A 23,894-nucleotide genomic window follows, 5' to 3' on the forward strand; every position below is an offset into this window, starting at 1 on the left:
AAACTCTGGACACTGCGGGGCTTAGCATTTCAGCGATAACCGCTTTAAAAAACGACTTTCGATAACCCCTTTTTAGGTCAGTTTATATAAACGTATACAGGGGCCAAAAGCCCCTATATTAATAACCGCTAAGACCATCACCGCTTGGAAGCGGTGAGGCTTTAAAAGCGGTAACGTAGACCAATGCTGTAAGCGTCTAAGTCGTAGTCTGAATTACTCAGATAGCGTGTAATATCGGCGCTAATTGCAAGAGTATCAGAAACATCGAACTCAGCACCTGCACCAAATGAAACGTCATCGTCGCGGCCACTTTCGCTTAAACCGTACCCACTAGCAGTGAGCTTTACTTCGGAATAGCCTAGCAGGCCAAACAGGCGGGCAGACTCACCTAACGGCACAATGCCTTTCAAGAAACCGCCAACTAGATAATCTAGTTCAATATCTAATCCGTAATTGCTATCAGACCCACCAGTAGCGCCATGCAGCTCAACCGCTAGATAATCATCTAGCTTCATGCCTGCCACAAGCCGAAGGCCTACAGAGTTAAAATCACTATCAACACCGTCAAGATCCAGATTCCAGGCCATAGCGTCGGCACCGATATAACCCTGGGGATATCCGGCTTGAAATGATTGCGCTTGGGCAGCGGTAACAAACAGCAGTGAAGAAGCAACTACAAATAATTTCGCCGATTTTTTCATCTTATTCCCTTGGTATAGTGACACTATTAAAATGCCTTAAACTAATCATTAATTTTAACTAAAATTAATAATACTTACAATTTAAACAGGGTCACGTATTCATTAACATGTTGTACATAAAAAAAACCCACTGCTTTGAAGCAATGGGGTTTCTTTTCATATAGAAGACGTGGCTAACGCCCGTTTGTTTAGAAACGGTAGCGTAGGCCTACACTGGCCGCATCAAAGGTGTACGCCGATTTATCCAAGTAGCGCATGTAGTCGGCGCCAACGGAAAGGTTAGGTGCCACGTCCATCTCAGCACCAGCACCGTAAGAGAAGCCGCTTTCACGGTCATCGCTGATCTCTACTTCGCTGAAACCGGCAAGGCCATATAGGCGTACTTCGGGGGCAACCGGGATAATGCCTTTGGCATAGGCACCGGCTAAATAATCGAGCTCTGCCCCACCGTCGGAACCGCCGGTACCCAGGTGGCCTTCAAGGGCAAAGTAGTCGTTAAATTGGGCACCGCCGCGCACACGCAGGCCTACATCGTCGCGGGAGGAACCACGGTCTGGGTCTAGGCTCCAGAACATGGCGTCGCCACCCACGTAACCTTGTGGGTATTGAAAAGGTTGCTGCGCTTGAGCCGATGCCGCGAAAGCACCCGCACCAACCAGAAGCGCTGCAGAGGTGAGTGATAAAACGGTCATCTTCATAGGTAAAGCCTCAGTTAAAAAACAGTGTTTCCTTACGCTTTTAAAGTGTGGTTCAACTCTATGAAGAACGCAATCCGCAGCCCCCAATGACCTGTAATTTCCTTTTTTCCTCCCCTTTTAACGGCCACGGGAAAGGCTAAGTACGACAATGCCACCCACCACAACCGCGCCTCCCACTAGCTGGCTGGGGCTAAGCATTTGGCCAAGCACGAGATAACCGATTAACAGCGAAGCGACCGGCTCGAAATTCATCACCGGTGCGTTGCGCGCCATATCCAACCGGGGTACAAAAATAAACAGTACTGAGAATGCCGTACCGTATAGAAGCGCTAAGAACGTTAACCCCATCCAGCCGGTGCTGTTGTCCGGTAGGCTCATGCCGCCCGGCACTGCGCCCAGAAGCCCGCCAATGACCATGGCGATAAACACAGTTTGCATGGTGAGCAGGCTGCGTAAGGTGCTACCCACCCCTGCCAAGCGGTGCTCGGTGATCCACAGCGCGCAGGCAAACGCAAAGGCCGCGCTTACACCAAAACCAATTCCTGTAAGCCATCCTGGCCCCATGGCATCGGCGTCCGCTATCCAGCTGGGTATATCGAGCACTACCAGCAGCCCCACTAAAATAGTGCCCATAATCAGGCAGCTACGCAGTGAAGGCCGCTTTCCCCCCAACGCCCAACTTAATAGCGCCAGTTGAATCGGGAAGGTATTCACCAGTAGCAGCGCAATCACCACCGGCAGCCGCGCCACCGCTGAATAGAGGCTAACGCTTTGAATGGCAATACATACCCCCACCGCTAATTGCCAAGGCCATGTGCCGGGCGGTAACCAAAGTCGCTTTTTTTGGGCGATGACCAACGCTAATAAAATAAGGCAGGCCACACCCGAGCGGGTGAGCACCGCTAGCAGTAGGCCAGTGCCATTATCAAACGCCAGACGTGCCGACACATGGTTAGCGGCAAACATGGTGGCAACGGTCATCATCAGCAAAATAGCCAGATGCCGAGGGAGTAGCGCGGGGGGAGCAATAGAAGACATAGCAGCAAAGCGGCTCATGGTAGGTATGATAAAAAGTAGCTAACCGACATTTTACATAGAAGGCTAACGAAATACCGCGCTAATATCCTGCAGCGCAGCATGTTAAACTAAGGTCTATCCCCACTTTACGCTAACTACTTTACAAAGGTTGTTATGAACGCACCGGTGCTGGTTATAAACTGCGGCTCATCGTCTATTAAATACGCCTTGATTGATTCCGACCCACAGGCGCCACGCTTGGGCGGTTTAGCGGAGCGTTTAGGCAGTGAAGACGCACGAATAAAAGGCAAAAACAGCGCCGGTGAGAGCTTTACCCAAACGCTGCCCAATGCGGATCATGCAGAAGCCCTGAATGCCATTTTGGAGCGCCTTGAAGGCCGTATACCTGGCGCCGTTGGCCATCGCATTGTGCACGGCGGAGAACACTTTACCCAAGCGGCGCTGATTGATGATAGCGTTGTTGAGGCCATCAACGCGACGTCAGCACTGGCGCCACTGCACAACCCAGCGAACTTGGCCGGCATTGCCGCCACGCAAAAAGTGTTTCCTGAACTGCCCCAGGTGGCTGTGTTTGATACCGCGTTTCATCAAACGCTGCCGCCTCGCGCCTACCGTTACGCGCTGCCTGAAGCGCTCTACACTGAGCATAGCATTCGCCGTTACGGTTTCCACGGCACCAGCCACGCCTTTGTTAGCCAGCGAGCCGGTGAACTGAGTCGCCGTGGTGCTGGCGGCTGGTTAATCGCTCATTTAGGCAACGGTTGCTCCACCAGCGCGGTGTGGAATAACCAGAGCCTGGATACCAGCATGGGCCTCACCCCGCTGGAGGGCTTGGTGATGGGTACCCGCAGCGGTGATGTCGACCCTAGCCTGCATGCGCACCTACACCGTCAGTTGGGCTGGTCGCTGGATGAGATCGATAGCGTTCTCAATAAACAGAGCGGCCTATTAGGCCTTTCTGGCCTTACCAACGACATGCGTGAAATAGAAGACCAAGCACTGGCGGGGCACAGCGGTGCCCAACTGGCACTGGATGTATTTTGCTACCGCGTTGCCAAATCGCTGGCGGCGCTCTCCTGCGCCCTGCCCACTCTGGACGGCGTTATTTTTACCGGCGGCATTGGTGAAAACTCACCCACCGTGCGCCGTGCAGTGCTCGCCTTACTGCCCCACTTTGGTTTCAACCTGGACGAGGCGGCCAACCAAGCCACACTTCGCGGCAAAGAAGGCACGCTGGACAGCGCTGGCCACAGCGGCCCAGAAGTGTGGGTAATCCCCACCGATGAAGAGGGCCGTATCGCCATGGAAACTCGCCAACGCGTGGAGACCCCTGAATGAACAGTATTCCTGAACAGCCCCAGGCTATTTTATTAGTGCCAACCAGCGTAGGCGCTGGGCTTACCTCAGCCTGTCTAGGGTTAATTCAAGCGCTGGATACCATTGGCTTAAAAGCCGGTTTTTTAAAGCCGTTTATGCAGAATGAATTAAACGGTCCAGGGCTAGACCGCTCAACGGCGCTGGTCTCGCGCACGTTGAACCAGCGCCCGCCATCGCCTATTTCTCAAACTCGCTTGGAGCGTTTGCTACGTGATGACCATACCGATGAGCTGATGGAAAACGTCATTGAGCTCTACGAGCAGGTTACCCAGCAGGCTTACCGAGATGGCAGCGCACTGGATCTTGTGGTGGTCGAAGGGGTCGTGCCCACCCAGCATACGACCTACGCCACCCAAACCAACGCGCAGCTAGCGGATGCGCTGAATGCGCGGATTATTCTGGTGGGCACCGGTGATTTAAATGAGCCCCAGCGACTTGCCGAAGAGCTGGATATGCACGCCCGCAGCTTTGGCGGAGTCAGCTCTAGCCGCACCTTGGGCGGCATTTTAATGCGCATGAAAAACCTGCCCAACGGGCAGGAGGACGACCTTTCTGCCGCGCCGGGCACCATGAAGCCGCAGCTAGAAGAGCCGGTGCTTAACGAGCTGCGCCGCTACTCTCCCGCGCTGGCTACCGACAGCTTCCATCTAATTGGTGTGGTGCCCTACAGCAACACCCTAAGTGCGCCGCGCACATTAGATGTGGCCCGCGCCTTGAACGCCAAAATGCTCAATGAAGGCGAAGCCGCCAGCCGTCGCGTGCTCTCAACCAGCCTTTGCGCCCGCAGCGCGGCCAATGCGCTGCACATTTTCAAACCCGGCAGCTTGGTCGTCGCCTCGGGCGACCGTGATGACGTGGTGCTGGCGTCTGCGCTGGCCACCATGAACGGCACCCAGTTGGCGGGCGTTTTGCTGACTAACGGCTTTATGCCTAACGACAATATGATTGAGATGTGTCGCCCAGCGCTAAAAACCGGCCTGCCGGTACTCGCGGTTGAAACCGACAGTCTCACCACCGCGCAAAATCTGAGCCAGATTAGCCGTGAAATCCCCATGGACGATTTCGAGCGCGCCGAGCAGGTAGCCCGCTACGTGGCCGCTCACCTGGATTTAGAGTGGCTTAAAGCCAAACTCAGCCGAGGCTATACCCGCCGCCTCTCGCCCTCTGCTTTTCGTCATCAGTTGGTTAAACGCGCTCAGCAGGCTAAAAAGCGCATTGTCCTGCCCGAAGGTGATGAGCCACGCACCATCGAAGCGGCGATCATCTGCCAGCGTCGCGGCATTGCCGACTGTGTGTTGCTGGGCAAGCGTGATGATATTGAAAACGTTGCGCGCAATCGTGGCCTGACGCTACCCGACGCGCTAACGATTATCGACCCAGAAAGCAGCCGGGCGGATTATATTAGCCCGATGGTGGAACGCCGCCGTGGCAAACTCAACGAGATCACCGCAGAGGCCCAACTGCAGGATAACGTGGTGCTCGGCACCATGATGCTGCAGCTAGACGAAGTGGATGGGCTGGTATCTGGCGCGGTACATACCACCGCTAATACGGTTCGCCCTGCCTTTCAGCTGATCAAAACCGCCCCCGAATATAAGCAGGTGTCGTCGATCTTCTTTATGCTGCTGCCCGAACAGGTAGTGGTGTACGGCGATTGCGCGGTGAACCCAGACCCTGATGCCGAAACCCTGGCCGAAATCGCCCTGCAGAGCGCGCGCTCGGCAGAAGCGTTTGGCATCGAGCCACGCGTTGCCATGATCAGCTACTCCACCGGCGACTCAGGCACCGGCGCGGATGTAGATAAAGTGCGCGAAGCCACTCGCATTGCCAAAGAGCGAGCGCCGCATCTTGCCATCGATGGCCCGCTGCAGTACGACGCCGCCGCCATTGAGAGTGTTGGCAAGCAGAAAGCGCCGGACTCCCCTGTGGCAGGCCGTGCCACGGTGTTTGTTTTCCCCGACCTCAACACCGGCAACACCACCTACAAAGCCGTACAGCGCAGCGCGAGAGTGGTTAGTGTTGGGCCAATGCTGCAAGGCTTAAACAAGCCAGTAAACGATCTTTCCCGGGGAGCTTTGGTCGACGATATCGTTTACACCATCGCCCTAACGGCCATGCAGGCCAGTCAGCGGGAAAGCTAAGCGATTAGCACAGCCAACAGAATAGAATGGCTAACAGAAAGGCCCCGAGCGATCGCTCCGCTCAGGGCCTTTCTTTCTTAAGCGCTGTGGTTAGCAGAATGGGGAAGTCATACCCACATAGGCACCATCGCTTCCAATACCATTACCAAACTCATCGCGGTAATGGTGAGGATCGAGACGCCAAAAATCTTTTTGGCCCAACGCACATCATCCTCTAAACGAAAGCCACATAGCGCCAAGTAAAGCCAGTAGCCGCCCATTGCCAACGCCACGAGGAGGTAACCGGTACCTGCTTGGCTTGCTAGCACGAGGGCCAGTGAGGCGGGAATAAACGCAATGATGTAGCCAAGAATATGGTGTTTTGCCCGCTTAATACCGTGAACCACCGGCAGTACTGGAATGGACGCCCGTTGATAATCCGCATAGCGAAAAATTGCGATGGCGTAAGAGTGGGGCATTTGCCACAAGCAGAAAATAATAAGCAGCATGAGTGCGCCGCTGTCGAACTGCCCCGTGACCGCGCAGTAGCCAACAACTGGCGGCATCGCGCCGGAAAGGCTGCCCACTAAGGTGCCGTACTCAGAGTGGCGCTTCATATAGAGGCTATACACTCCCACGTAAACGCCCCAGCCAATCACCGCTAGCGCCACAGCCAAGCCGTTGGTTCCTAGCGCTAAACAGACCACCCCCGCCACCCCCAGCAGTGCCGAAATACCCAGCGCCTGAGTGATCGAGATGCGCCCTTTCGCCAAGGGGCGGTGGCGCGTGCGAGCCATCAACGCATCAATATCGCGGTCGATAACGTTATTGCACGCGCAACCAGAAGCGATAATCAGGGCAATACCCACGATAACCGAGGTAAACGTGACCCAATCAAACGCCCCTTGAGCCGCTAAAAAATACCCACCCACGGTGGCAATTAAGTTACCACCGATAATGCCGGGCTTGGTGAGCGCCAGCAAATCGCGCCAGCGGCTGGGATGACTCTTTAAGCGACCATCATGTTGAGATACCGATGCAGCATGTTCCATAAGCGAGCCCTTACCACCAGGACGACAATCGTCAGTATTTAAACGAAGACATCAAGCCTTAGCCTGCGCCTGCTTTGTTGTTCTTATACGTATGCTTTTACGTGCGTAGCTGATGCCTACATCACATACCGCATTGCACGCTGGCGATGACACCCCCGTGGGGCTGACACTGCCTGTCGTTTATCAAGGCCGCAAATGACATCACGGTTAGCACTAAACATAGCAGAAGAGTGGCAATATAGAATTTAACGCTATCGAAAATAGGACTAGATAACGGTACTTACCGCCACTCCCTCAAGGGTGGCGGCGCGTGCATCGTCGGTCACCACACTATCGAAATCGGATAACGCGGCGAAATAAGCAGGCCGCACAACCCCAAACTTACTCGCATCCACCACCAAAATTCTCTGCATTGCGGTGGCAATGGCGGCTTGTTTCGGGGCTACTTCGTGGAAATGAAAACAGCTGACCCCCCGCTCATAATCCACCCCCGCTGCGGAAATAAGCGCCTTATTAATCCCCAGCCGCTCGATGGCCGCCCCTATCCCGTCGCTGCCAAACGACTGCGACGAGGCATAAAACAGCCCGCCCAAGAGCACTAAGCGCACATTAGGCAGCGCGGCAACAGCGTTAGCCACGTTTAGGGCATACGTCACTACGGTGAGTTCGCGGAAATGGCTTAGCTGACTCAGTAATGGAATTAGCGTTGAACCGCAGTCAATGAATAGCGTATCGCCGTCTTCAATAAAGCTGGCAACGCGCTGGCATAAGCGGTGCTTAATCTGATAGTGGCTCGCCTGCTGCTCGGTAAGGTCGTATACCTGCGCTACCCCCGGGTAGCTCGCCATCACTAACCGCCCCCCTAGCAGGCTAATGGGCGAGGGCTGAGTTGTCAGGTCGCGACGAATGGTCATTTCGGAAACACCACACAGCTCGGCAGCCTCACGAAGATGCAGGGTTCCCCCGCTGACCAGCGCCTCTTGTAGCATCGCCAAGCGCTGTGCGCTCCGGTCATTCATGGCAGGCACCTCCTTATGATTCATTTTTATCGACGTTAGGCTCTACTGGGCTGCCTATGCTGGGCTAGGCCCTCACTTATTTCTACTGCAATGCACCACTTCCCCTACGCATGGTGCGTATATCACATTTAAACAGCGTTGATGTGACGATACTTGCAAATCAGCGTTAAAAAAATAACACTCAATGTTATAATTTTAACATTAACGCCAGCCCACACGATTCATAACGTCGGTAAGCCAACCGCCCTGGCACCGAGATACCACCCTGTTGAGGCTTCCATGACTGCTCTATCTCACGCTCGTTCTTCTTCGTTCGTCACGCTTGGCGCTGGCGTCTTACTGACCAGTGCTGCGCTGGCAACTCCGGCTATGGCCGACGATGCCACGCCACGCCCCCTTGATCGCCTCTGGTCGTTTGCCAACGTCTCCGTGAACTACCTGGACTGGTCAAACGGCACTGAAGCGCGCACTGCCAACAACGCGGCAAAAAGCGACTTCACGTTTGTTGAAATCGAAGGCGGCGTCGGCTTTAGCTGGGGTGAATTCTACGGCTTCTTCGATTTCGAGAACCCCACCAACGACCAGTTCGACCAATCTAGCGGTGGTAAGGACAATTTCCGCACCGCCGGTAAAGTGACGTCGCATATTTACTTGGGCGACAGCCCACTATCGATCTACGCGCATCTTTACGACTTCCGCGATTACGGATTCAACGCCCGCGAGCAGGATCAAATTCTTGGTTTAGGCTACCGCACCACGTTTGACAACGGTCTATGGTTCAAGCCGTTTATTGGTGCCGCGCGCGTGCAAAGCGATGGCTACACCGGTATGAATGGCTATATGGCCGGCTGGGTTGCGGGTTACGACTTCACCGCCATGAACCAGAACTTCAGCGTCACCAACTGGCATGAGCAGACCTTTGGTCGTGATGACGAGTATCTGGAGCAGAATTACGTTGGCGATAAAGCGGGCAGCGTAGGCACCAACGGCGCGCTTAGCCTGTGGTGGCACCCGACCGACTTAATTACCACGGGCGTGCAGTATCGCTACTCAGATAATAAGCTGGGTACCCCGAACGCTTACCAAAACGCGATGATTTACTCAGTAAAGCTAAACTTACTGTAATCGCCCCACTCCACACGCTCGGAAGGTACCCATATGACCCTCATCATGAGCTTGGTAGGTATGGTTACGCTGGTAACCATCGCAATACTCTTCTCTTACGACCGCAAGTCGATACGGCTGCGCACCGTGCTGGGTGCTTTTGCTATCCAGGCAAGCATTGGCGCCTTTGTACTGTATGTTCCCTTTGGCCAAGCGGTGCTACAGGCTATCTCATCCGGTGTTAGCCAAGTGCTCGTTTATGCTAATGACGGGATCGGCTTTCTGTTTGGCGGTTTAGCCGATGTGGAAAACGTCGGTTTTGTGTTCGCGATTAAAGTGTTACCTGTGATTATCTTTTTCTCGTCACTCATCGCGGTACTTTATTACATCGGCATTATGCAGTGGGTTATTCGGATTTTAGGTGGCGCGCTGCAAAAAGCCCTTGGCACTTCGCGCACTGAGTCGCTTTCGGCAACGGCGAACATCTTCGTCGGCCAAACCGAAGCACCGCTGGTCGTCCGCCCATTTATCGCCCGTATGACCCCTTCGCAGCTATTTGCCGTGATGTGCGGCGGCTTGGCATCGGTAGCCGGTTCCGTACTGGCGGGCTATGCCGCGCTGGGCATTCCCATGGAGTACCTGGTGGCAGCGTCCTTTATGGCGGCTCCGGGTGGCCTCTTATTTGCCAAGCTCATCATGCCTGAAACTCAGGACGCCACCGATAGCGACAGCGTTTCAAAAGTGGAAGAAGAGCTGAAAGAGCAGGACGACAAGCCGGCTAACGTACTCGATGCGGCGGCAGCAGGCGCTACATCAGGCATGAAGCTCGCCGCCAACGTCGGTGCTATGCTGCTCGCGTTCATCGCGCTTATCGCCCTGATTAACGGTATTTTAGGCGGCATTGGCGGCTGGTTTGGCTTTGAAGCGTTAAGCCTTGAGCTGATCCTTGGCTGGGTATTTGCTCCGTTAGCATTCCTACTTGGCGTCCCCTGGGAAGAGGCAACCCTGGCAGGCTCGTTTATCGGCCAGAAGCTGGTGGTCAACGAGTTCGTGGCCTTTATCAACTTGGCCCCTTACATCGATGGGGAACAGGTCGTCGCCGCTACGGGTCAGATGATGACGCCTCACACCATGGCAATCCTCTCTTTTGCTCTGTGTGGTTTTGCCAACCTCTCGTCTATCGCTATTTTGCTAGGCGGCTTAGGCAGCATTGCCCCGACGCGTCGCAAAGAGATTGCCCGTTTTGGGGTGAAGGCCGTCCTGGCAGGCACACTCTCTAACTTGATGTCTGCCTCAATTGCCGGTTTCTTCCTGGCCTTGAGCAGCATGACTGCTTAATGCAGCAAGCACGACACCATGCAACGGGCGCTGCTATTTTATGCAGTGCCCGTTTTGTCTTTTACTAATTTGCGAGATTTCCATGACTGCGACTGCTCCTTCCCAGCTCACCCAAGCTCAACTTACTCAGGCTGCCCGCCAAGCACTCACCCTCATGGATTTGACCAGCCTGAACGATAGCGATACCGACAGCACGATTGAAGCACTGTGCCAACAGGTGAAAACTCCCTTTGGTAACCCAGCAGCGGTGTGCGTTTTCCCCCAGTTTGTGGTCACTGCACAGCGGGCACTCACTGCTCACAAGCTCAGCGAGCACGTTAAAATTGCGACGGTCACCAACTTCCCTCACGGTGGCGACGACATCATGGGCGCTGCCCGTGAAACCCGCGATGCCGTCGCTTCCGGCGCCCATGAAGTCGACGTGGTGTTTCCCTACCGCACGCTGATGGCCGGTGACGAAGAGGCCGGCCTGGAGCTGGTGGAAATGTGCAAAGCCGCCTGCGCCGGTCAAGCACGCTTAAAAGTCATTATTGAATCCGGCGAACTCAAAACGCCTGCGCTCATCAAACGTGCTAGCGAGCTGGCCATTGAAGGTGGCGCGGACTTTATTAAAACCTCCACGGGCAAAGTACCGGTGAACGCCACCCTGGAAGCCGCTGAGATCATGCTCAAGGCCATTAAAGCCAGCGGCCAAGACGTTGGTTTTAAGGCGGCTGGTGGTGTTCGCACCGCTGAAGAAGCCGCGGAATACCTAGCGCTGGCCGCCGATATTATGGGCCCACAGTGGGTCACACCCGAGCACTTCCGGTTCGGTGCATCCAGCCTGCTGAAGAACTTATTGAACACGCTAAACGGCAATGCTGATGCCGTGACGAATGGAGGCTACTAAATGCCGTCGAACGCTTCTCACCACACCCTGCTTCCTCAAGAACTGATTCGCCTGAAGCGCGACGGCCAGCCGCTGCCCGCCGAAGAGATCAAAGCCTTCGTACAGGGCATCGCCGATGACCGCATCAGCGACGCGCAGATTGGCGCCTTCACCATGTCGGTGTTTTTAAACGGCATGAGCCGCGAAGAAGTCGTCGCGCTGACCACCGCGACGCGCGATTCTGGCCACGTGATGCAGTGGGATTCGTTGAACCTGCCGGGTCCGATTGTGGATAAACACTCCACCGGCGGTGTAGGCGACTTAGTATCGCTGGTACTCGGACCGTGGGTCGCCGCCTGTGGTGCGTTCGTACCGATGATTTCTGGCCGTGGTCTGGGCCACACCGGCGGTACGCTAGATAAGCTGGAATCCATTCCCGGCTACAACCCCTATCCCGCTCCCGAGCGCTTCAGCGACGTAGTGAAATCCACCGGCGTGGCGATTATCGGCCAAACCGGCAACCTCGCTCCAGCGGATAAACGCATCTACGGCGTGCGTGATGTCACCGCCACCGTGGAATCTATTCCGCTGATTACCGCTTCCATCCTGGGTAAAAAGCTGGCCTCTGGCCTGGACGCCCTGGTAATGGACGTTAAAGTCGGCAGCGGCGCGTTTATGCCCACCCCGGAAAAATCCCGTGAGCTGGCGAAAAGTATCGCCAACGTAGCCACCCAAGCGGGCACGCCCACCACCGCACTGCTCACCGACATGAGCCAGCCGCTGGCTCCCTGCGCCGGTAACGCGGTCGAGATCGTCGAAACTCTGGCGCTGCTGCGCGGTGAACGTGCCAACAGCCGCGTGATGCAGGTCACCCGCGAACTCGCCGTTGAGATGCTGATGGCGGGCAAGCTGGTGGCTAACCGCGAAGAAGCCCTCACCAAGCTGGAAAAAGCGTTGACCTCCGGCGCGGCAGCGGAAGTCTTCGCTCGCATGGTGCGCGAGCTGGGTGGCCCCGCCGACTTTATGGAGCACTCGGATAGCTACCTAGCCACCGCTCCGGTGATTCAAGCGGTATACCCGGAGCATAACGGTATCGTGCAGCGCTTTGATACCCGCGCAGTCGGTATGAGCGTGGTAGAGCTGGGCGGCGGCCGCCTGCGTAACGACGCCAGCGTCGATCACAGCGTCGGCTTTAGCGATATCGTCGAAATCGGCGACCGCGTGGATAGCCAGCGCCCGTTGGCCATCGTTCACGCCCGCACAGAAGAAGCTGCGGCCCGTGCGGCTGCGCAACTTCGTGCGGCAGTGACCATTAGGGATGCCGACGCCACCGCCGACACCCTGCTGCAAGAGACCTTCCGAGGAGAAGCCTAATGCCCCGTGCAATTGTCTTAGTGCTCGACTCTTTTGGTATTGGTAGCGCACCCGATGCTGCGACCTTTGGCGACCAGGGTGCCGACACCCTGGGCCATATCGCCGCTGCCTGCGCCCGTGGCGAGGCGGATACCGCCGAACGTTCCGGCCCGTTGACGCTGCCCAATATGGCCGCACTCGGGCTGTTCCACGCCCACCGGGATGCCACCGGCAGCGTGGCGGAAGGCGTCAGTTTGCCCGAACAGCTGACGGGCGCTTACGCTCACGCGAAAGAGATTTCCAGCGGTAAAGACACCCCTTCTGGCCACTGGGAAATTGCCGGTGTGCCGGTGCGCTTTGACTGGGGCTACTTTCTCGATAAAACCGACAGCTTCCCCCTGGAGCTGCTGGATGCCATCGTTCAAGAAGCGGATTTAACGGGCGTGATTGGCAACTGCCACGCCTCGGGCACCGAGATTATTGCCCGCCTGGGCGAAGAGCATATCGCCACCGGCAAGCCGATTGTGTATACCTCCGCAGACTCCGTGTTCCAGATTGCGGCCCACGAAGAGCACTTTGGCCTAGAGCGCCTCTACGCACTGTGTGAAACCGTGCGCGAACTGCTGGAGCCTTACAACATTGGCCGCGTGATCGCCCGCCCGTTTATCGGCGACGACCGCGAAAGCTTTGCCCGCACCGGCAACCGTCGCGACTACAGCGTTGAGCCGCCCAGCCCCACCGTGCTGCAAAAGCTCGCCGACGCCGGCGGTGAAGTGGTGTCGATTGGCAAGATCGCCGACATCTACGCCCACTGCGGCATTACCCACAAGGTCAAAGCCAGCGGCCACGACGCGCTGATGGAAGCCACCCTGGCGGAAGTCGCGCGCACCGCTAAAGAGCCCAGCGATCGTCCGACCATGATCATGACCAACTTCGTGGATTTTGATTCGGTCTACGGCCACCGCCGGGACGTACCGGGCTACGCCGCTGCGCTGGAGCACTTCGATGCCCGCCTGCCGGAGCTGCTCGCCGCCCTTAACGACGACGACCTGCTGCTGCTCACCGCCGACCACGGCTGCGACCCCAGCTGGGAAGGCACCGAGCACACCCGCGAATACGTGCCGATCATGGTACGCGGTGCAGGTTTCGCCCCCGGCCCGCTGGGCGAGCGCGGCACTTTCGCCGATATTGGCCAAACCCTCGCGGCGTTCTTTGCCGTGGACGCCATGGCCGATGGCGAGAGCTTTTTACCTAACGCGGCGTAAAGGCCAACAACCTAATTAGCACGCTGAAGTGCACGGCCTGAATGCCACTGACTGGGTTATTCAGGCCAATTATTTTTAGAGAGGAGTGTTCCATGGCTACCCCCCATATCAATGCCGAGAAGGGCGATTTCGCTGATACCGTACTGATGCCCGGCGACCCGCTGCGCGCCAAGTACATCGCTGATACGTACCTGGAAAACGTGCGCCAAGTAAACGATGTGCGCAGCATGTTCGGCTACACCGGCACCTACAAAGGCCGCGAGATCTCCGTGATGGGCCACGGCATGGGCATCCCTTCCGTGTCCATTTACGCCAAAGAGCTGATTACCGATTACGGCGTCAAGTCGATCATTCGTGTGGGCTCCTGTGGCGCGGTACGCGACGATGTAAACGTGCGTGACGTGGTCATCGGTATGGGTGCCTGCACGGATTCCAAAGTGAACCGCATGCGCTTTAACGACCACGACTTCGCGGCCATTGCCGATTTTGAACTGGTCAGCCACGCCGTCGCCGCCGCCAAAGCGCAGAACGTAGACGTGAAAGTCGGCAATATCTTCTCAGCGGATCTGTTCTACAACCCGCAAACCGACATGGCCGAGCTAATGAAACGCTATGGCATCGTGGGCGTGGAAATGGAAGCCGCTGGCCTGTACGGCGTTGCCGCCGAGTTTGGCGCCCGCGCGCTGACCATCTGCACCGTTTCTGACCACATTCTAAAAGGTGACTCGCTCTCCAGCGCCGACCGTCAAACCACCTTCAACGACATGATGGTGATTGCCCTCGACACCGTCCTGCGCGACGACGCCGCCAGCGCCTGAACGTCCATACGATGAGGATAACGACATGAGCCAAGCGGATCAGGCATTGGTAGACACCCTGTTAACCACCCTGGGCAACGCTTACGCGCCCTACTCCAACCACCCCGTGGCGGCGGTGATGGAGTGCCCAGATGGTCAGCAGTTTGCGGGTAGCAACGTAGAAGTGGCCCACTACAAAGGGCTATGCGCCGAAGCCTCGGCCATTTCCGCCATGATTACCGCTGGCCAGCGCAAGCTAGCCAAGGTGTACGTGATGGGTCCCGGCGAGCACCTCTGCACGCCCTGCGGCGACTGCCGCCAGCGCATCCGCGAGTTCGCCACCCCCAGCACGCAAATCATGGTGCTCTCCAAGCAGGGTGAGGTGTTAAAAACCTACACCATGGACAGCCTGCTGCCCGATGCCTTTGGCCCGGAGCAGCTGCCGGGGCGTTAATTCGCCCGCGCTATAAAAAAGCCCACTGCACGATGTGTGCAGCGGGCTTTTTGCTTTTTTAACAACACCTTTTATGCACTATCCATAGCGACCCATGCGTTTAAAAGTAGCCTGCGCCTCTGGGCATCATACCCAGGTTATTTTCGACCTTGGTAACACCCGATACGTTTTCTGCGGCCACGGTGACCGCCTGCTTCTGTTCAACGGACTCCACCAGCCCCCAAATTTCCACAGCGCCACCATCCACAATCAGGCTGATGCTTTCGACGTGCACCCCAGTATTTTGCTCTACTTCTTTTAAAATCGCGTCGCGAATTTTGCGGTCATCCGTCGGCGACTCTGTAGGCGCAACCGCTGCATTGGCAATGCCCTGGAGTAAATTCGCGCGGCTGACAATGCCAACCAGCTTACCTTCCCGCACTACGGGCACCCGCTTTATATGGTGTTTTTCCAATAACCGAGCAATGGTATGCAGCGGCGTGTTCTCTTCGACGGTGAGCGGGTCTGGTGTCATGACTTCCCGCGCTTTTCGCCCGTGGGATTTCACATACTCTCCCGGGTCTTTGCCACCGGTAAAGAGTGACAGCCACCAGGAGCGGCCTTCGCGTTCATCACCTTTGACCCGGCGCATGAGGTCACCTTCACTTACAATACCCAGTACGCGGCGCTCATCATCCACCACCGGCACTGCACTGATACGATGCTCAAGCAGCAGCTGTGCGATTTCCCGCACTTCTGCATCCGGGCCTACGCTGATGACTTTAGGCGTCATAATGTCGATAGCTTGCATGGTGCATCCCCTTGAAACTGATTCTAATAGCTGACCTGCACGACCCACGTTGGCGCGTTGCACATGGACGGTAAGTTCAGTTTGAGCGGTTGTTCTTTGAGCCTAGCTCGCTGCCGGCGATTTATCTATGCCCGCGCACGATCACCAAGACTCTTATGATCTAGCTCAGTTTATGGGCTACTTTCCTCGGGACTGCTATCGGCCACTTTCTCCACATCCACAATACCTGAGCGGCTGACCACCACCTTCCAGCGGGCAAGATAGGGGGTGTCCTCACTGCCGGTTTCGCGTATCACCAAGTTGAATAAATGCCGGCGCTCAACGCTCTCCCTCACCGACTGGCCGTCTTTTAGACGGTAAATATGGTGCTTCTCTTTGCTCATTAAGCGAATCAGCATGGAAAGATCGACGTGTAGCGTTTCACGGGTGTGTTCATAACCGCTTAAAAAACGCGTAGGCGACATACGTGAGCTAGAGCGATAGTGCATGACCACTTCTTCACGCTGGGCCACCGTGCGGCGGCGCATTTTTTGAATGTCGCTATCCAGCGCGGCATAGCGCTTATAGTCAAACCACTCTAGCTGTCGCCCTACCAGTGCATTGCGAGTGGGGTCGATGTACTGTCGCCGCCACTTGGGGCGCCCGCGGCGTAGCCAGCGCCATAGCGTATTACGCAGATCATCCTTAAACACCTCCCGCATGGCATACAGCAGCGCCATAGCCAGCACAAACAGAGCGGTTATATCACCGACCACACTCCTCAAGTGGAGCACTCCCAGCGATACAAAGGCCATCACGACGGCCGTAGCCAGCGCTTTGACTGCCTTTTGTTCGCCACCGCCTAGCTCTATCGCGCTCTGTTTTAACGTAATGGGGTACTCAATCAGACGCCGCAGTAACCGCATCTTGTTAGACATGCGTGTAGGGTCATCCATGACCCGCTGGGCGTTGTACTCTTGCTCGCGACGGTACTCCTCCTCTCGGCGACACACCGTAATGAAACGCTGTTTGATATCGTTAAACTCTTTGCCCCGAGGCATATGTGCCACCAGCGCCAGCAGTTGCTGTTCTGTAAACCAGGAGAGATAGTTATCAATATTGGCAAAGTACTTATAAAGCCGTTCATCGCTTGGGGGGTTACGCCTTAAACGCTTTAAAATGCCATCGCTTAGTTCACTCATTTCAGCAAACTGCTGACGCAGCGCTTCTTCAGACTCATTGGTATCGCCCTTCCCTTCACGCTCATCACTTCGGGCATGGCGAAACTTACGCGCGCTCACAAGCATTGTCTGGGTGGTGCGCTCCAATGCCACCACATACTGGTAAGCATAAAGGCTCAAACTTAAGCGATACGAGTCGCTGCCTAACTGATTGCGGCTTGCTAAGCGACTATGCACTAGGGGTAAATGATATTTATCGCTGTAATAGGTACGTGAGACATAAATAGCGCCATGGTAAAACGCCTCTTCAGAGATCACGTGGGTACTCAGGCCTAGCTCGCCGGGTACAAATAGATAGACATCGAGCGTATGCGACGTCTCTTCCTTGAGCTGGCGCGAGAGCCGTAGCTGAAAGCTGTTTTTACGCTCAACATGGATCACCTAACCAATCTCCTACTTCATTGCGTAACGCGATGATATACCATGGCTAAAAACAATCATGGTGGCACGCGCTAATGCAGCTACGGTTTAATTTCTACGCTTTGGAGCTAGGCAATGTCCATTGCCCGTTTCTCAACCTTTGAGCTGCTACTGCTAAAAAGCCGCAGCCAAGTGGATACGGCTACCCTGCTACTGCTGGCCTGGGTGCTGGTACATCGTCAGCATGTTTCTGAAGGGCAGCGGCGCCGCCGCTTGGCCCAGGTAACCGCACAGTTTCGCCACGGTCATGAGCTGGGGCCCGTCATGGGTATTGCCCATAGCCAAGACCTGCAGGCGATTCAGCTCGCCGCCGAGGTGGTTCGCAAAGAGTGCTCTAAGGAGCGTAGCCTGAGCGTTATTCATCAGGCTATTACCGTGGCCACCGACGACGGGGATATTTCCCTGGCAAATCACTATATTCTGCGCTTCCTAGCCGACCTGTTAGACGTAACACCCAGTACGCTTAGTACGCTGTTTCAAGAGCTTACCGGTAAACCGCTACGCGCACCGGAAGACCCAAGCCGGGACGCCTACTGGCAACAGCACGACCCAGAGTACCACGCCCGCCAGGCCCAAGAAGCCCAAGCGGCTGAGCAGCAAGCCAAAGATGCTGAAGCCAAAGCGGAGCAGCGCCAGCAGGCAAAGACAGAAAAGCGGCAGGAGAAGCAGCGTCAACAGGCACAAGCGCGTAACGCTAAAGAGCGTGCGCAGCGAGAGAAAGAGAAGAGGCGCCGGGAAAAAACCCAGCAGGAAAAAACGCGACGAGAACAGTCTCAGCAGGAGCGAGCTCGTCGGGAACGCTGGCAGCAAGAGCAAGCACGTCAGGAGGAGTCTCGTCGCCAACAGCGTCAGCGTTCCAGCAGTGCGCCACCACCTGACCGCAAAACCCGCGCCTTGGCGGTGTTAGGCTTAACACCCGGCGCCAGCCGAACCGATGTGCGTCAAGCCTATCGCCGCATGGCGCAGCTGCATCACCCGGATCGCTTCTATTCAGAGAGCGAGCACCAGGTTGCCCTGGCATCGGCACGCTTCCAACGCATAAAAAGCGCCTATGATTATTTAATGCAAACCTACTAAGCCGCCCTTATAACGTTACACTAAGACGTCTTAATAACGTCATAGCCTGCGAGTATTCACCACGTTATGCGCGATTTGTATCAACGACTAGTCCTCTCGCCCAGCGCAAATGAAGCTGACATTAACAGTGCGGTGGCCCGCTGCCCCAATAGCGCACTTCGCCAGGATGCCAAGGCCGTATTGGCAATCGCCGAACGCCGTGAAGCCTACGACGCGCTCCACGATACGGTGAGTGATATTGGTCGTTTACGGGCTCGTTTAGGCTTAACCCATGGCGCGCACTGGCAGGGCGATGTTGCCAATGACTTTTCGCTGCCGCCGGACAACGCGATTTCCCGCCATGATGAGTTGGTCGACCGCGTAAGCCTTGCTGTTTCGCTTTATAACCGTTGGCGGCGCTGGCGAGGCCCCTGGCTACTCATCCTAACGTTCGCCGTAGGCGCGGGCATTGGTTTAGCCCTTGGGTACGCCTTGAGCCTGGGGCTTGCCCTGGGGTAACTCCCCCTCACGCTCCAGGGCATCTCGACGCTTTTCAGAGGTTGTCGGGCGTGGCGCTGGCTTTGGGGGAGCTGGTTTCTTGTGCGCACCCTCCTCCTCATGACCCGACTCGTCAATGGAGAAGACACTTCCCTCACTAGAAGAGTCACGGGCATCTGAACGCGCCTCCATACTAACGCTAAGCCGCGGTACGCCCAGATCCATTTCCTGCGCTTCCATACGCTGCTTGAGCAGCAGGTTAAACGCCCTAGACACATCCCACTGCATTTCAGGCGCGGTACGAAAACGCATGCGTAAAATCGGGCAGCCATCTTCAAAGCCCTGCACGCCCTGCATCTCCAGCGGCGACCAGATGTAGTGGCGCATCATCGGGTCTTTGCGCAGCTCCTGTGCGGTCTCTTGCATCAGCGTAATCGCATCGTCAATCTTCATATCGTAAGGGATACGAATCCGCATTAACGCAATGCCAAACTGGCGCGACATGTTGTGGATCGATTCAATACGGCTGAAGGTAATGATATGCACGACGCCATCCAAATCGCGCAGCTTAACGGTGCGCAGGGTGAGCCCCTCCACCGTTCCCATATGGCCATTGATCTGCACAAAGTCATCAACCGCTAGCGAGTCTTCAATCAGGATAAAAATCCCGGTGATTAAGTCCTGAACCAGCGTTTGCGCCCCAAAACCAATCGCCAAACCAATGACACCGGCACCCGCCAGCAGCGGCGTGACGTTCACGCCTAGATTGGCCAGCCCCGCAATCACCGCAATGATCAAAATGGTGACAAAAATTACGTTGCGGATCATCGGCGTGATGGTTTGCGCACGCGCCTGATTCACCCGGCGCCCGCGGGAGCGCGCCGACGATGTCAGCGCGCGCTGAATCGCCGTATCGGCAAAAATCCACACCAGCCACGCTAGCAGCACGGTCGAGCCTAAGCTAATCAACGCTTGCCCAATGCGAGCGCTGGCCACCGCCTGCTGGCCCAGGCCGAACAGCGACCCTCCCCAAACTTGCATCGAAAGCTCGGCAAACACCATCCAGGTACAAATATGCGCCAGCACAAACCCGAACCGCTCCAAACGTTTACGGTATTGGCTGTAGCGGTGGCGATGGCGACGCTTGCCCATACGCTCGGCCTGGCGGCGCAGTAGCCCTGTCGCTACCAGCGTCAGCACCAGTAAGCTGGCTGAGATAATGGAACGGGCCAGCGCCGTGCCCACATCGCCCACGGTAATAAAGATCGCTAACAGCGAACCTCCTACCATTAAAAGCGCCGGGATATGCCACAACCCTCCCAAGGTACGCACCATCTCAACCGCAGCACTGGCATCGCGGCGCTGTTTATAAGGACGGTTACAAATCAGATGACGGATAGGACGCTTGAAGCGGAAAATAAACCGCGCCGAAAGCAGTGCCGCCAGCATATTGGCCAGCACAGATACCAAACTTGAAAGCTCCGCGCCTAGCAGATCCACTAAGCGTGTTGAGTTGACGGCATCGCCTAGTGCTATCAGAGCACCAATCACAAACAGCCCGCGCAGCGCCTGCTGCTGAAGCAGCTGCACTGCGGTAAAACGATGCCCGCGGCTGAAGAAGGCAATGACTGTTTCAAATACTACCGAGAGTGCCCGACCGCATAGGCAAACATAAGCGACCACCAGCACAATTGTGCGGCCCGAACTGGAAGGCAGCAATTGCCCAATGCCCAAGGTAATGGCAAACGACAGTGTCCAAGGCAGCATGCGGCGTAAAAAGTGAACGACCAATAGCCAGGCTTTCGGGTCGCGGGGAAGATCCAGCGGCCACTCACGCCGCGTTGCGACTAGGCGGCCCAACGCAATCATCAGGATCAGTAACACACTCCAGACAACACCCAGCACGGCGGCATCCGCGATCACACGAATTGCTTCGCCCTGGCCAGCACCCTCATTTAAAGCGCGTAAATCATCAGCCCCCTGTACGAGCTGTCGCGACCACTCATCAATGGGCGAGTTACCTGCCTGAGCCTGCTCGCCAAGATCAGACAACGTATCGGCAAGCGCGCCTAGTAGCCCCTGACGCACCACGCCGTCCTCGTCGGCAGCCTCCGTACTTATCTGCAGCTCACGCAGCGAATTCAGCAGCTCACTGCGCCGCTCCTCACTTTCAAGCATCGAGATAACGTCATTCAGCGAGCTTTGAAAATCATCGCTACTAACGTTTGGCTCTTCACTTGCATCGCTTCCACCGACTAGGCTGGGCAGTGAAACACTCTGTGCTTGAGCCTGCGCCATTACCCCTAGCAGAGCGGTGATAATGACGCCCATCATCAGCTTGATTATCCAGTGCTGTCGCACGCTTCACTCCTGTAATGGACTGGCTTAACACACCGATTTCACAACACTTGCCTGACTGAATACGCTCAGCCTCAACGCGTGACTATGATAGGCTGAGTGCTTAAACGTTCACCTCAAGGATAGCGAGATGACGCTGCAAGCTCCCCCTCACCGTTTAAATAGTAACGGGCAAACGAGGCGTGTTGGCGTAGAAGTTGAATTTGCCGGCCTACCGCCTCGCGACACTGCTGCACTGGTGCGCGACTTATTTGGTGGTGAGCTTAACGTGGTAAGCCCCCACCGGCTACTGGTAGAAGGCACGCAATGGGGTGAGTTTGGCATCGAACTAGACACGCAATACGCACATCCCGACAAAGCGCTGCTGGAAGAGCACCACGAAAACGACAGCGAATGGGCTCGCCAGCAACACCAGCGGCGCGTGGAGTTTCATCAAAAAACCCGCGAGCTGATCGGCGACATGGTCACAGGCCTCGTGCCCACTGAAATTGTCTGCCCACCGATCCCTTGGGATGAGCTTGAGGCATTAGACGCGCTCTTCCAAACCTTGCGCGATAGAGGTGCCAAGGGAACCGATGCGAGCCTGCTGTATGGGTTCGGACTGCACCTCAACCCTGAGGTAGAGCGCTTTGATGTTGATTATCTGCTCAGTATGCTGCGCGCATACTTACTTCTGGCCAGTTGGCTGCGCGATGAAATCAAGGTAGACATTACCCGTGAGGTTCTTCCCCACGCGAACCCGTTTCCCAAAGAGTACGCGCTGAAGGTTCTCGACTTTAACTATCAACCTGACCTGGAAAGCTTTATTGCTGATTACCTACACTACAATCCGACCCGTAATCGTGAGCTAGACCTACTACCGCTCTTCGCGTTTCTGCGTCCCGAGTATCCTCATGAATTGTTCCATACGTCTCTCATTAAGCCCCGCCCTACGTTTCACTACCGGCTGCCCAATGCCCAGCTTTCACAACCCGGCTGGGGCTCGGTAATGGAGTGGAACCGCTGGGTGGAGGTTGAAAAGTTGGCCGCCGATGCCAGTGCCTTACGCGCACGCTGCGATGAGTATGTTGCCTACCATAACCGCCCTTTGCACACGCGGCTTAAAGAAACGCTGCTGCAGCTACTCGGTCGTCGCTAACCCACTGCCATGTGAGCTTTGTCAGAATGTCTCGACCGCTAATTGGAATTACCTCATCGGATCATAAAAGCCAGCTAGCTTTTTTGTTTGACTGGTTTGCCGTATGGCGACACGGCGGCAAGCCCCTGCGTCTATCGCCCTCTCGCCCGCTGCCCGACCACTTGGACGGTTTGATTATTGGCGGCGGCGACGATATTCAGGCCCACTTATACGGTGGTGAGGTGCAGCTAGACGTGCGCCTAGACCCCGCGCGGGACGCGCTAGAACTCAGTCTGCTGGATCGCTTCATCCCAAAGGACACGCCGGTACTGGGTATTTGCCGAGGAGCGCAGTTAATCAATGTCCATTTAGGCGGCACCCTCGACCCCGATATCTATACGACCCACGAAGGTTTGAAACGGCGTCGAACGGTACTACCTCGTAAGACGGTGGATATTGTCGGCGCTAGCCAACTCCATAGCCTGCTTGGGGTAACGTGGTGCCGAGTGAACAGCTTGCACCATCAAGCGGTGAATAAGGCAGGTAAAGGCATTAATATCGTTGCCCGTGATAGGGATGGGCTGGTACAGGGTATTGAGTCAACGGAACACGCGTTTTTGATTGGCGTGCAGTGGCATCCAGAGTGGCTAGTATTTAACCGCCCCCAACAGCGCTTGATTAATGCGCTGGTAGAGGCGGCCAAAAAAAACAGGCGCTAACTGGCAAGCCACGCTTACCAGTAAACCGCTAGCTTTTTAATGCTGCCAGCGCCGCCTCGTAATCTGGCTCGTTTTTCAACTCGCTGACCAGCTCGCTGTGCAGCACGCGGTTATCCGCATCCAGCACAACCACCGCACGGGCACACAGCCCTTCCATGGCACTGTTACATAGCGCCACTCCCCAGGTTTCCTGGAATTCCCGATGGCGAAACGTAGAGAGCGTTTCAACATTGTCCAGCCCCTCAGCACCGCAAAAACGCTTGGCGGCAAACGGCAGATCGGCTGACACCACCAGCACAATAGTATTATCCAGGCTGGACGCCAGCTCGTTAAAACGCCGCGTCGACATCGCGCAGGTGGGTGTATCAACACTGGGGATAATATTCAGCACCTTACGCTTACCCTGGTAAGTGGCCAGGGTGACATCTTCCAGGTCGCTGTTGGTCAGCGTCATCTCGGGGGCGGCTTGGCCAACGGCAGGCAGCGTACCAGCCACATCCATCGGCGCGCCTGCGCGGGTAATCTGTTGCAT

22 protein-coding genes are annotated in these 23,894 nt (G+C 56.1%); 13 read left to right on the forward strand and 9 right to left on the reverse strand.

Features of this window, described 5'->3' with window-relative positions:
* Window positions 1–161: 161 nt before the first annotated feature.
* The 3 genes from LOS15_RS10760 to LOS15_RS10770 form a co-directional block, all read right to left on the reverse strand.
* Window positions 162–701 (reverse strand): porin family protein, encoded by a 540-nt coding sequence (locus tag LOS15_RS10760; RefSeq protein WP_263065866.1) that lies wholly within the window; start codon window positions 699–701, stop codon window positions 162–164.
* A gap of 188 nt (window positions 702–889) precedes the next feature.
* Window positions 890–1,399 (reverse strand): porin family protein, encoded by a 510-nt coding sequence (locus LOS15_RS10765; protein ID WP_263065867.1) that lies wholly within the window; start codon window positions 1,397–1,399, stop codon window positions 890–892.
* A gap of 117 nt (window positions 1,400–1,516) precedes the next feature.
* Window positions 1,517–2,437, reverse strand: coding sequence for an EamA family transporter (locus tag LOS15_RS10770; RefSeq protein WP_263065868.1), 921 nt, complete (start codon window positions 2,435–2,437; stop codon window positions 1,517–1,519).
* A 153-nt stretch (window positions 2,438–2,590) separates the two neighbouring features.
* On the opposite strand from LOS15_RS10770, the gene LOS15_RS10775 reads away from it, so the two are divergent.
* Window positions 2,591–3,775, forward strand: coding sequence for an acetate/propionate family kinase (locus LOS15_RS10775; protein WP_263065869.1), 1,185 nt, complete (start codon window positions 2,591–2,593; stop codon window positions 3,773–3,775).
* A complete protein-coding gene (gene pta / locus LOS15_RS10780) occupies window positions 3,772–5,955 on the forward strand; it encodes a phosphate acetyltransferase (RefSeq protein ID WP_263065870.1) in 2,184 nt (727 codons plus the stop codon). Before LOS15_RS10775 ends, pta begins: the two co-directional genes overlap by 4 nt.
* 107 nt (window positions 5,956–6,062) lie before the next feature.
* Here the strand turns inward: pta and cyoE are convergent, their stop codons facing one another.
* The gene (gene cyoE / locus LOS15_RS10785) at window positions 6,063–6,986 is read right to left on the reverse strand and encodes a heme o synthase (RefSeq protein ID WP_263065872.1); all 924 of its coding nucleotides are present in this window, start codon (window positions 6,984–6,986) and stop codon (window positions 6,063–6,065) included.
* Between the two features lie 266 nt (window positions 6,987–7,252).
* Entirely contained in the window at window positions 7,253–8,005 is a 753-nt protein-coding gene (locus tag LOS15_RS10790; RefSeq protein ID WP_263065874.1) for a DeoR family transcriptional regulator, read from the reverse strand.
* 279 nt (window positions 8,006–8,284) lie between these two features.
* Here LOS15_RS10790 and LOS15_RS10795 point away from each other — a divergent pair, with 279 nt between their 5' ends.
* From LOS15_RS10795 to cdd, 7 genes are all read left to right on the forward strand, one after another.
* Window positions 8,285–9,130, forward strand: a complete 846-nt coding sequence (locus LOS15_RS10795) for an outer membrane protein OmpK (protein ID WP_263065876.1) — start codon at window positions 8,285–8,287, stop codon at window positions 9,128–9,130.
* A 33-nt stretch (window positions 9,131–9,163) separates the two neighbouring features.
* The gene (locus tag LOS15_RS10800; RefSeq protein WP_263065878.1) at window positions 9,164–10,447 is read left to right on the forward strand and encodes a NupC/NupG family nucleoside CNT transporter; all 1,284 of its coding nucleotides are present in this window, start codon (window positions 9,164–9,166) and stop codon (window positions 10,445–10,447) included.
* An 82-nt stretch (window positions 10,448–10,529) separates the two neighbouring features.
* Window positions 10,530–11,336 carry a deoxyribose-phosphate aldolase gene (gene deoC / locus LOS15_RS10805; protein WP_263065879.1) on the forward strand — a complete coding sequence of 269 codons (807 nt, stop codon included), beginning with the start codon at window positions 10,530–10,532 and terminating at the stop codon, window positions 11,334–11,336.
* Window positions 11,337–12,689 (forward strand): thymidine phosphorylase, encoded by a 1,353-nt coding sequence (deoA, locus tag LOS15_RS10810; RefSeq protein ID WP_263065880.1) that lies wholly within the window; start codon window positions 11,337–11,339, stop codon window positions 12,687–12,689.
* The gene (locus LOS15_RS10815) at window positions 12,689–13,933 is read left to right on the forward strand and encodes a phosphopentomutase (RefSeq protein ID WP_263065882.1); all 1,245 of its coding nucleotides are present in this window, start codon (window positions 12,689–12,691) and stop codon (window positions 13,931–13,933) included. The genes deoA and LOS15_RS10815 overlap by 1 nt, the downstream gene beginning before the upstream one ends.
* 92 nt (window positions 13,934–14,025) lie before the next feature.
* Window positions 14,026–14,751, forward strand: a complete 726-nt coding sequence (deoD, locus tag LOS15_RS10820) for a purine-nucleoside phosphorylase (RefSeq protein WP_263065883.1) — start codon at window positions 14,026–14,028, stop codon at window positions 14,749–14,751.
* Between the two features lie 25 nt (window positions 14,752–14,776).
* Window positions 14,777–15,184, forward strand: a complete 408-nt coding sequence (gene cdd / locus LOS15_RS10825; RefSeq protein ID WP_263065885.1) for a cytidine deaminase — start codon at window positions 14,777–14,779, stop codon at window positions 15,182–15,184.
* A 100-nt stretch (window positions 15,185–15,284) separates the two neighbouring features.
* Here cdd and LOS15_RS10830 read toward each other — a convergent pair whose 3' ends face one another.
* Together LOS15_RS10830 and LOS15_RS10835 are read right to left on the reverse strand one after the other, a co-directional pair.
* Window positions 15,285–15,974 (reverse strand): CBS domain-containing protein, encoded by a 690-nt coding sequence (locus LOS15_RS10830; protein ID WP_263065886.1) that lies wholly within the window; start codon window positions 15,972–15,974, stop codon window positions 15,285–15,287.
* A gap of 170 nt (window positions 15,975–16,144) precedes the next feature.
* Complete coding sequence (locus LOS15_RS10835; RefSeq protein ID WP_263065887.1) at window positions 16,145–17,575, reverse strand: hypothetical protein; 1,431 nt, start codon at window positions 17,573–17,575, stop codon at window positions 16,145–16,147.
* A gap of 114 nt (window positions 17,576–17,689) precedes the next feature.
* On the opposite strand from LOS15_RS10835, the gene LOS15_RS10840 reads away from it, so the two are divergent.
* Both LOS15_RS10840 and LOS15_RS10845 read left to right on the forward strand, forming a co-directional pair.
* A complete protein-coding gene (locus LOS15_RS10840) occupies window positions 17,690–18,691 on the forward strand; it encodes a J domain-containing protein (protein WP_263065888.1) in 1,002 nt (333 codons plus the stop codon).
* A 66-nt stretch (window positions 18,692–18,757) separates the two neighbouring features.
* Entirely contained in the window at window positions 18,758–19,189 is a 432-nt protein-coding gene (locus tag LOS15_RS10845; protein WP_263065890.1) for a hypothetical protein, read from the forward strand.
* On the opposite strand, the gene LOS15_RS10850 is transcribed toward LOS15_RS10845, so the two are convergent.
* Window positions 19,145–21,529: a mechanosensitive ion channel domain-containing protein gene (locus LOS15_RS10850; protein ID WP_263065892.1), complete on the reverse strand. Its 2,385-nt coding sequence runs from the start codon at window positions 21,527–21,529 to the stop codon at window positions 19,145–19,147. The genes LOS15_RS10845 and LOS15_RS10850 overlap by 45 nt on opposite strands.
* 127 nt (window positions 21,530–21,656) lie before the next feature.
* On the opposite strand from LOS15_RS10850, the gene LOS15_RS10855 reads away from it, so the two are divergent.
* Both LOS15_RS10855 and LOS15_RS10860 read left to right on the forward strand, forming a co-directional pair.
* Window positions 21,657–22,664: an amidoligase family protein gene (locus tag LOS15_RS10855; protein WP_263065894.1), complete on the forward strand. Its 1,008-nt coding sequence runs from the start codon at window positions 21,657–21,659 to the stop codon at window positions 22,662–22,664.
* 26 nt (window positions 22,665–22,690) lie between these two features.
* Window positions 22,691–23,362, forward strand: a complete 672-nt coding sequence (locus LOS15_RS10860; protein ID WP_263065895.1) for a gamma-glutamyl-gamma-aminobutyrate hydrolase family protein — start codon at window positions 22,691–22,693, stop codon at window positions 23,360–23,362.
* Between the two features lie 28 nt (window positions 23,363–23,390).
* On the opposite strand, the gene tpx is transcribed toward LOS15_RS10860, so the two are convergent.
* A complete protein-coding gene (gene tpx / locus LOS15_RS10865) occupies window positions 23,391–23,894 on the reverse strand; it encodes a thiol peroxidase (RefSeq protein ID WP_263065896.1) in 504 nt (167 codons plus the stop codon).

It is taken from the genome of Halomonas sp. 7T (assembly GCF_025643255.1).
GTDB lineage: Bacteria > Pseudomonadota > Gammaproteobacteria > Pseudomonadales > Halomonadaceae > Vreelandella.